The following is a 7,699-nucleotide window of genomic DNA, read 5'->3' as shown; positions in this document are numbered from 1 at the left end:
CATCAAGCGATTGCTAAGTTTTATCATTACAAACGTCGCCTTTCCCAATCGCTCAGCTATCTACAACTGTAGTACTAGTTCTATCAAGTTCGGAAGGTTCATAAAGCATAGCGTTATGCTTATGTGTTTAAAATCCATACCATATCAAAAAAGCTGAGAACGACCATATCGTTTATTTTTCATATCGTCAAGACGATGTCACTAAGACTTTGTAAATAAACTATCGACTCTTTTGAGTATTCAATTGAAGAATAAACATAACGTTATGCTTGTTTTTATATCATTGATACTGGGTAAGAAGCAGCCCTGACCAAATTTTCCCAGCTTCGGTATCTTCAATCCTTAAACATTGATGTTTAATCTGATGGTGAGACAGCGATCGCACCTAAAGAAACCCAAACTCCAGTTTGACTGTAGAAATCTTCCCGTTGTTCTAACTCAAACTCTCCCGACAGAACAGCCAACCAAGTTTTGACTAATCTGATTTTCCGCTCTGACTTTAGTGTAGTTGAAGAGTCTATCTGTTCTACCAGCTCGACCAATGGTAAGCACCTGGTTGACTTACTCACAAAACAATCGGCGATCGCGCGCTTGCAGAGCGAAAAATCTTCAGTATGGGCAAGCGCAACTATGAAATCTTTTTGCTCTGCATCAGATAGGGTTGAATTATCTTCTGCTTCTAGTGGGAGCGTAACAAATTATTATGCTTTGTGCTACATTGAAGCACACTTTGCAGAAGCGACCAATTTATTGAGAATTAGATGATTCAACATCTTATTTTTTCGTCGCTCATTCTCATTAAACTTTAAACTTTCAACGGCATACTACAAAGCATAATAATTTATTACGCTCCCAACCCTCGGTGTTGAAACCCTCAATTGGCGTGTTTAACAAAGCGCTGGGCCTGATTGCTTACTGCTTTCTGGCAAGCTGTGTTAATGGGTAGCTGTAAAACCAGCATTCTGTATAGCTGTATTTATGGCCTAGATGTTTTATGATTTTGTTGTTGCCGGAAACAGCATCTGTGTTGCGAGAGAATACCCCGACAACGTGAACCCAGATTTAACACTTCCTAAATAATATCGTATTATTACAGTTTTCCAACAGTTTGATAACACCACCAGTTTGAGCATAGGCTGCTCAACGCAAAGGTTCGCGTCAGCCAACCCGAGATTTTCAGAGGTAGCTGAAGACAAAGTCCAGAGTTTTTCTGTAAAGACAGATACAAAACATCGAACTACCTTAGTGAATAAAAGGTTGTGAAATGTCAGCAGTCTTTTACAGAAATGACTCTTTAGTCTCAAATCAGGAGGTAACAACGTATAAGCAGAACAAACAGCCCTACTTTGTGATGTTCACAGAATCTTCCCTTGTTTATTCTTTTTAGGAGCTTCTACCATGATTCATCACATTTCACTTGCTGTTAACAATCCACTTCATGTCGCTAAGGTGGTTGCAGAATTATGGCAGGGACGGCCGATTCCGTTCCCCGCTCATCCTGGTAGCTATTTCACAATTAGCCTGGATCGGTATGGTACCGCCATTGCGTTTATGCCCAAAGGCACGGTACTCAAACCTGGTTCATCGTTGGAATCCGTCTGGTTCTCCAATCCTAACCCTGATGCTACTGGCTACACTGCTACTCATGTGAATATTGCAGTCCCAATCAGCGAAGCGCAAATTTACGAGATTGCTAATCGAGAAGGATGGCGCGCTGTCCGCTGCAAACACGGAGACTTTGAACTGATTGAATTCTGGGTGGAAAATGAAATCCTGTTTGAGCTGTTGCCACCAACACTCATGGAGCGATACCTGGCTATAGTGCAGCCGGAAAATCTGAAGGCGATGTTTGATTAGCTAGGCAGGCAAGATTCCTATTGCTCAAGCGAGAAAAGCTTAGAAAATCAATCATTCTACGATCACTGACTTCACTGTTGCTCCTTCCTGCCTTGGTTCGTATACCAGGACTGCCAAAATGAAAAAGCTAAATCTATGAATGTAGAAATTGTTCCGTGCTCTGTTCAACACCTTGAATATCTAATTGAGGACATAGACGCCTTTCGACAGGCTTACGGGCTTCAGGTCGTTGATGGATATATGCCCTTTGAAGGGGCGCTTCAGCACATCCTGAACCAATTCCAAACTTTGCAAATCTGGTATCCCTGGCTGCCATATCTGTTTCTTTTTCATCCCGATCGGACTTTAGTTGGGTTTGGTGGCTTCAAATCCGTTCCTGATTCTAGGCGCATGGTTGAGATTGGTTACTCTGTTGCCCCAAGTTATCGGGGCAAAGGTTTTGCAACATCTGCGGCATGTCAGCTTATTAAGATAGCGTTTGAGTCAGAGTTAGTTGACTGTGTTAGCGCTCATACATTGGCAGAACCCAATGCATCAACGAGAGTATTGGCAAAGTGTGGCATGACCAAAGTCTCAGAGACTGTCGATCCTGATGTTGGAGCTGTGTGGAGATGGGAAATTAGAAAGAACTTTTGAAATGGAAGGAGGATCAGTATGCAAAACCAACTACAAACCACTAAAGAAGCCATTACGATATGCAGAGCAGCAGAAGATGACGCAGTTGTCCTGGCTGAATTGGGTGCGCGTACGATTCGACAAACGTATGGTGCTGCCTTTTCCAGCGAAGACATCGACCGCCACATCTCGGAGGCATTCAGCCTAAAGCGGCTGAATGCCGAACTCGCAAACCCAGAGATTTTTTACCTCCTGGTTACCGTTAACCAGGAGCCCTGCGGCTATACCAAGCTTCAGCCAACGTCCACTTCAGAGGCAATAACGGGCACAGGCCCAATTGAGCTGGTGCGCTTGTACCTAGATTCGCAGTGGATTGGTCAAGGCATCGGAGCGAAGCTTATGCAGACTGCACTAGAATTTGTCGCAAACAATGGGTTTAGAACCTGCTGGCTCCGCGTTTTGGAAAATAATACCCGTGCGATCGCCTTCTACCGCCGTTGGAGTTTTGTAGAGGTTGGTAGTGAATATTACCTAGCAGCGGGTGACAATACTGTACCTGTCCTACTGATGACCAGGCTGATTAACTGACAGTTGCGCTAGAACAACCGCAACTCCCCGTTTTATGAATGCTGTTGAGGTTCTCGTTAGTTAAGCGCTGCTGCAGTTGTTGATGAGCATCGGGAATTTTTGAGTGCCGCGATCGCCCTTGGGAGCGTAATAAATTATTATGCTTTGTAGTATGCCGTTGAAAGCTTAAAGTTTAATGAGAATGAGCGACGAAAAAATAAGATGTTGAATCATCTAATTCTCAATAAATTGGTCGCTTCTGCAAAGTGTGCTTCAATGTAGCACAAAGCATAATAATTTGTTACGCTCCCCTCGCCGCTTTCTAGAGATGTTGTGCCGCGTGGTAGAAATCTAAAATGCCGATGGCACAATGAGCGAAGCATTCTTGATAAAGCCGCCAAAATCCACGCGCTCCATCGGAAATCCAAGCGATTTGAGGTGCTGTCTTCAGTCCTTGACGCATTGCTTCGAGTTGTAATCGGGGTTTGAGATCATCAATGCTGCCCAGCACTGCAACGAATCGTCGTTGATGTAATTGGGTGACGTTCTTACCAGCTTGAGTCTGATGTTTACCCAATCGCGCCAGGAGTGCAACTTTGACTTCTCGCCAGACGATTTTGCCTTTTGCGGTTTTCGGTTGCGGTCGAAATGGAACTGTGACTCCATCAGCCGCAATGAGCAAGGGTACCATTTGGTTAAATGTTTGCAACTTCTAAAGAAGTGAGAATATACCTCCATCCAGTCAAATCTTTCAGAATTTTTTCACTAAACGAGTTGAGAATTCTTCTAATTTTAGCTTTGAGACTATTGAGATTATTAAAAATCTCCCAGCTCAAAAATCCTTTGAGATGTTCCCAAAGTCTTTCTATGGGATTGAGTTCTGGACAGTGAGCTGGCTGAAACAGAAGGATGATATTTTCGGGAGCTTTTAGTTTAGGAGTTGTATGAAATGAACCATTGTCTAATTGAATAATCTGTAATTCTTCAGGATATGTTTCAGAAAACTCATTCAGAAATTCTGGAAAACATTCTGTATCTAAATGAGACAGTTCGCGGAAAAAGTTTTCTCCAGTTAATGGTTCTACAACACCATACATATAGTACTTTTCTCGTCTAAACTGAAGGGTGCCTATAGGTTTAACTCCCCTGGATGTCAATTTTCTTCTTTGAACAGTTTTCCACCCTAATCTCGTTTCATCTTCGCACCAATACCGTACACTCTTAAACTTTTTTGATTGCTTTTCTGCCTCTTCTATCACACTCAGTAACTTTTGGGGTAGTTCTTTTTTAAAGCTTTCTACTACCCCTGGCTCTTGCTCGCTACTTTTTGGTCTCGCTACTTTCAAATCAGCCTTTAGTTTGTCATGCACTAGATTATGTACCACATCATACTTGACTTGTACCCCTAACTCTGCTGCTAACCACAGTCTGACCTCCTCATAACTAGAAAATCCTTCAGGTTCAAGAAGTTCTTGTTTTAAACGTTCTACTACTTCAGATGGAATTAATGGTGTTCTTCCTGTACTTTTACCTACTTCTAATAAATAATTTAATCCCCCCTGACGATATCGGCTTAGCCATCTTTGTACCGTAACTCGATTACGTCCTAATACCACTGCTAAATGTTGCACTGTTTCCACTTGTTTAGTTTTTAGCAAATACAGTGCTTGTACTCTTTCCTTTCCAGTTGCCGTTTTTTGCTGCTTCAAGAGAGTTTTCAGGGTCTCCGGTGATTCAGCAATATTGAGCTTGACTCTCCCAGACATCAGGCTTAAATTTAAATACTCTTCTCCTCAACTGTAGCGTATTAACAACCAAGTGGTAGGCATTGCTTCGAGCATAGGATCTCGTGCTTCCATTGGTATAACTTTCCCATGGATAAACGCTTCAAGTTGACTTTCCAAATAGGTTTTCGTCTGTTGTCCAAATGCTTGTACCCAATTCCAGATTGTACTGTCACTGATGCTGACTCCAGTTACTTGCTGTAGAATTGAAGCAGCAAGTTCACCAAGGTTAGCATTTGACGTTCAGCAAAGCCTTTACTTAGTAGCAGAGTGTTGCAAACTGAGCAATAACTTTGCTCATCTTGACGCTTTCCCCGCTCAGTCAATTGCTGCTCAACAATGCTTCTAGCAATCCACAATCCCATTTTCCATGCAGTGAGTACCAATGTAGCTAAGGTAACAGCAGATCTAAGTTGTTGACACAATTGTTGCCAATCTGAATTGTCTGGATACAATAGTTCAACAGATTGTTGCATGAGAATTACTAGAAACAGAATGATAGTACATATCAGAGGTGTGAACTATTCACACCTCTGGAATCTCTTAATCTCCTACGTCAGTAGCAAGGGAAAATCATCGCTACAGTACGCAAACACTGAATGCGCTCTTTCGCTATCTAGAGAGTGCCTCAGTATGACTATCGGCATAATCTGTACTGACCGTTACTTGTTGCCAACTTTCTAAATTCGTTTTGACTGATTCCAATTTTTCCTGAATCAAGCTCATGGCATCAGTGCCTAATGCCAGTCGCAGGGGTGGATGAGGATTTTCCACGGCTTGAATGATGGCTTGTGCTGCTTTCGCTGGATTGCCGGGTTGCCTACCATCCATCTGTTTGAACCACTGCAATGAAGCACGGCTCACCAAATCATAGGCATCAATGGGCTGTTCGGCGGCTGCCAGAGAGCGTCCGTTAAAGTTTGTCCGAAATGCTCCAGGCTCAATTAAAGTGACTTTAATGCCAAAAGATTCGACTTCTTTAGCCAGGGCTTCAGACATCCCTTCCAGGGCAAATTTAGTGGCGCAGTAGATGCTGCTTCCGCCAAACCCGACTAATCCTGCTGTAGATGAAATATTGACAATGTGACCACTGCTTTGCTGACGCATCAAAGGCAAGACTGTTTGGATCAGATGGATTGCCCCAAAGAAGTTAGTTTCAAATGCTTGACGGATATCAGTTTCACTGACTTCTTCGAGTGCGCCAATTAGTCCATATCCAGCATTGTTCACGAGTACATCAATTCGACCAAATGTTTTGATTGCTGCATCAATGGCTGCTTGTCCCTCTTGAGGTAGAGTTACATCTAGACGTACAGCCTTTGCATTGTCTGGATATTGGTCAATCAAAGCACGAAGTTGTTCTGGTTCACGAGCCGTCGCTATCAGGTAGTCGCCCTGCTTCAACACAGCTTCTGCTATGGCACGTCCAAATCCAGTTGAACAGCCTGTAATCAACCAAACTTTAGGAGCAATACGGTTTTTGTCTGAGTTCATGGCTATATCTCCAACAGAAACGACAAGACAGTTTGAATAATGTGCTTATCTCTACACTAAAATCCGGCGAATAATATGTCCAATATCGTTTATGTCTTAGACTAAGAGCTAAAACATATTAATCAATGGAACTTCGACACTTACGCTACTTTGTGACCGTGGCAGAAGAACTCCACTTTGGACGAGCAGCACAGCGGCTCCAGATGGCTCAACCACCCCTCAGCCAGCAAATCCGTCAATTGGAAGCGGAACTAGATGTGCAACTGTTGTACCGAACGAAACGAACGGTTCGCTTGACCGATGCAGGGCAGGTGCTTTTGCAGGAAGCACGTTACCTATTAATGCAAGCTGACCAAGCGATTGCAATCACACAACGAGCAGACCGAGGAGAACTCGGTCGGTTGATCTTAGGCTTTGTCGGGTCTGCGACTGATAGCATTTTGCCTGTAATCTTAAAAGCCTTTCGACAACGGTTTCCCAATGTGCAACTGATTCTGGATGAAATGACGACTGCTGAACAGGTAGAAGCTTTACACAACAATCGTATCCAGCTAGGATTCATCCGTCCGCCCCTAAACGACGAAGACCTGATTCTAGAGACGGTTCTACAGGAGTCACTTGTGGTCGCGCTACCCGAAGCTCATCCACTGGCAACTCAAACTCAGGTGTCTCTAGTATCTTTGGCAGCGCAACCCTTTGTACTGTCTCCACGCCATCTTGGTGCAGGATTTTATGACCAAATCTACAGCTTGTGTCAGCAGGCTGGATTTACACCGCAGGTCGCTCAAGAAGCAATTCAGATGCCAACGATCGTGAGTTTAGTTGCCGCAGAATTAGGCGTTGCACTCGTTCCAGCGTCATTGCAAAATTGGCAACGAGTTGGAGTGGTTTATAAACCACTAGCCGACTCAACACCGCAAATTGAGTTAGCAATCGCATGGCGACAAACCGACACTTCCCCAGTCTTACACCAATTCATTGAACAAACGAGAGCAGCCATTTCATCGACCTCAGCACATCAAGATTTAGCTTGAGGATAGCGAAATAACCTTGATGAATAACGGAGCATGAATTGAATTTTTGTACTCCCCCAATGCCTCGATGCGCCCCCCTACTACCCTACTACATTTGCCGAGCGCTTATTGCTTCGTCACAAATTTAGGTAGGGGAAACGATTTGTCATTTTGGCGATCGCTACCAGCAAAGTAAGCCCAAGAGCCGATAGCGGCAGCCAAGAGCCAACCGAGGATTAATACTGCTATGGGAAGCGCGATTGAACTATCCATGTCATAACCTCCTGAAATTTGAGATTTGTCAAACTAGTCGTGCGCGCACAGCTCCTTCTTAACAAGGGGATCGAGAAGCGTCAACATTTCTTAAAG

General features: G+C 43.7%; 9 protein-coding genes and 1 pseudogene. 4 read left to right on the top strand and 6 right to left on the bottom strand.

Going from position 1 to position 7,699, the window contains the following annotated elements:
• Positions 1–356: 356 nt before the first annotated feature.
• Positions 357–569 carry a hypothetical protein gene (locus DSM107010_RS35845; RefSeq protein ID WP_127025264.1) on the bottom strand — a complete coding sequence of 71 codons (213 nt, stop codon included), beginning with the start codon at positions 567–569 and terminating at the stop codon, positions 357–359.
• 829 nt (positions 570–1,398) lie between these two features.
• Between DSM107010_RS35845 and DSM107010_RS35840 the strand changes: the two genes are divergently transcribed.
• The 3 genes from DSM107010_RS35840 (at position 1,399) to DSM107010_RS35830 (ending at position 3,060) form a co-directional block, all read left to right on the top strand.
• Positions 1,399–1,857 carry a hypothetical protein gene (locus tag DSM107010_RS35840; protein WP_106171432.1) on the top strand — a complete coding sequence of 153 codons (459 nt, stop codon included), beginning with the start codon at positions 1,399–1,401 and terminating at the stop codon, positions 1,855–1,857.
• Between the two features lie 135 nt (positions 1,858–1,992).
• Positions 1,993–2,493: a GNAT family N-acetyltransferase gene (locus DSM107010_RS35835; protein ID WP_106171434.1), complete on the top strand. Its 501-nt coding sequence runs from the start codon at positions 1,993–1,995 to the stop codon at positions 2,491–2,493.
• Positions 2,494–2,511: 18 nt separating this feature from the next.
• Complete coding sequence (locus tag DSM107010_RS35830) at positions 2,512–3,060, top strand: GNAT family N-acetyltransferase (RefSeq protein ID WP_106171436.1); 549 nt, start codon at positions 2,512–2,514, stop codon at positions 3,058–3,060.
• Between the two features lie 304 nt (positions 3,061–3,364).
• On the opposite strand, the pseudogene DSM107010_RS35825 reads toward DSM107010_RS35830, so the two are convergent.
• The 4 genes and pseudogenes from DSM107010_RS35825 to DSM107010_RS35810 form a co-directional block, all read right to left on the bottom strand.
• A pseudogene (locus DSM107010_RS35825) lies at positions 3,365–3,727 on the bottom strand (ISKra4-like element ISLesp2 family transposase); the annotation flags it as partial.
• Between the two features lie 7 nt (positions 3,728–3,734).
• Positions 3,735–4,748: an IS630 family transposase gene (locus DSM107010_RS35820; protein ID WP_241994471.1), complete on the bottom strand. Its 1,014-nt coding sequence runs from the start codon at positions 4,746–4,748 to the stop codon at positions 3,735–3,737.
• A gap of 266 nt (positions 4,749–5,014) precedes the next feature.
• A complete protein-coding gene (locus tag DSM107010_RS35815) occupies positions 5,015–5,299 on the bottom strand; it encodes a hypothetical protein (RefSeq protein ID WP_106169542.1) in 285 nt (94 codons plus the stop codon).
• Between the two features lie 136 nt (positions 5,300–5,435).
• Positions 5,436–6,317 (bottom strand): oxidoreductase, encoded by an 882-nt coding sequence (locus DSM107010_RS35810; RefSeq protein WP_106169543.1) that lies wholly within the window; start codon positions 6,315–6,317, stop codon positions 5,436–5,438.
• A 125-nt stretch (positions 6,318–6,442) separates the two neighbouring features.
• Here DSM107010_RS35810 and DSM107010_RS35805 point away from each other — a divergent pair, with 125 nt between their 5' ends.
• On the top strand, positions 6,443–7,351 hold the full coding sequence (locus DSM107010_RS35805) for a LysR family transcriptional regulator (RefSeq protein ID WP_106169544.1): 909 nt from the start codon (positions 6,443–6,445) through the stop codon (positions 7,349–7,351).
• A 105-nt stretch (positions 7,352–7,456) separates the two neighbouring features.
• Here the strand turns inward: DSM107010_RS35805 and DSM107010_RS40665 are convergent, their stop codons facing one another.
• A complete protein-coding gene (locus DSM107010_RS40665; RefSeq protein ID WP_181246493.1) occupies positions 7,457–7,603 on the bottom strand; it encodes a hypothetical protein in 147 nt (48 codons plus the stop codon).
• Positions 7,604–7,699 lie beyond the last annotated feature (96 nt).

The organism is Chroococcidiopsis cubana SAG 39.79, from assembly GCF_003991895.1.
GTDB lineage: Bacteria > Cyanobacteriota > Cyanobacteriia > Cyanobacteriales > Chroococcidiopsidaceae > Chroococcidiopsis > Chroococcidiopsis thermalis.
The sequence above is the reverse complement of the archived record's forward strand: the minus strand, read 5'-3'. Positions and strand labels throughout refer to the sequence as shown.

Excerpts from the sequence above, each read along its gene's own strand:
- DSM107010_RS35835 (WP_106171434.1), top strand. The coding sequence starts at position 1,993 with ATGAATGTAGAAATTGTTCCGTGCTCTGTTCAACACCTTGAATATCTA.
- DSM107010_RS35810 (WP_106169543.1), bottom strand. The coding sequence starts at position 6,317 with ATGAACTCAGACAAAAACCGTATTGCTCCTAAAGTTTGGTTGATTACA.
- DSM107010_RS35805 (WP_106169544.1), top strand. The coding sequence starts at position 6,443 with ATGGAACTTCGACACTTACGCTACTTTGTGACCGTGGCAGAAGAACTC.
- DSM107010_RS35830 (WP_106171436.1), top strand. The coding sequence starts at position 2,512 with ATGCAAAACCAACTACAAACCACTAAAGAAGCCATTACGATATGCAGA.
- DSM107010_RS35815 (WP_106169542.1), bottom strand. The coding sequence starts at position 5,299 with ATGCAACAATCTGTTGAACTATTGTATCCAGACAATTCAGATTGGCAA.
- DSM107010_RS35840 (WP_106171432.1), top strand. The coding sequence starts at position 1,399 with ATGATTCATCACATTTCACTTGCTGTTAACAATCCACTTCATGTCGCT.
- DSM107010_RS40665 (WP_181246493.1), bottom strand. The coding sequence starts at position 7,603 with ATGGATAGTTCAATCGCGCTTCCCATAGCAGTATTAATCCTCGGTTGG.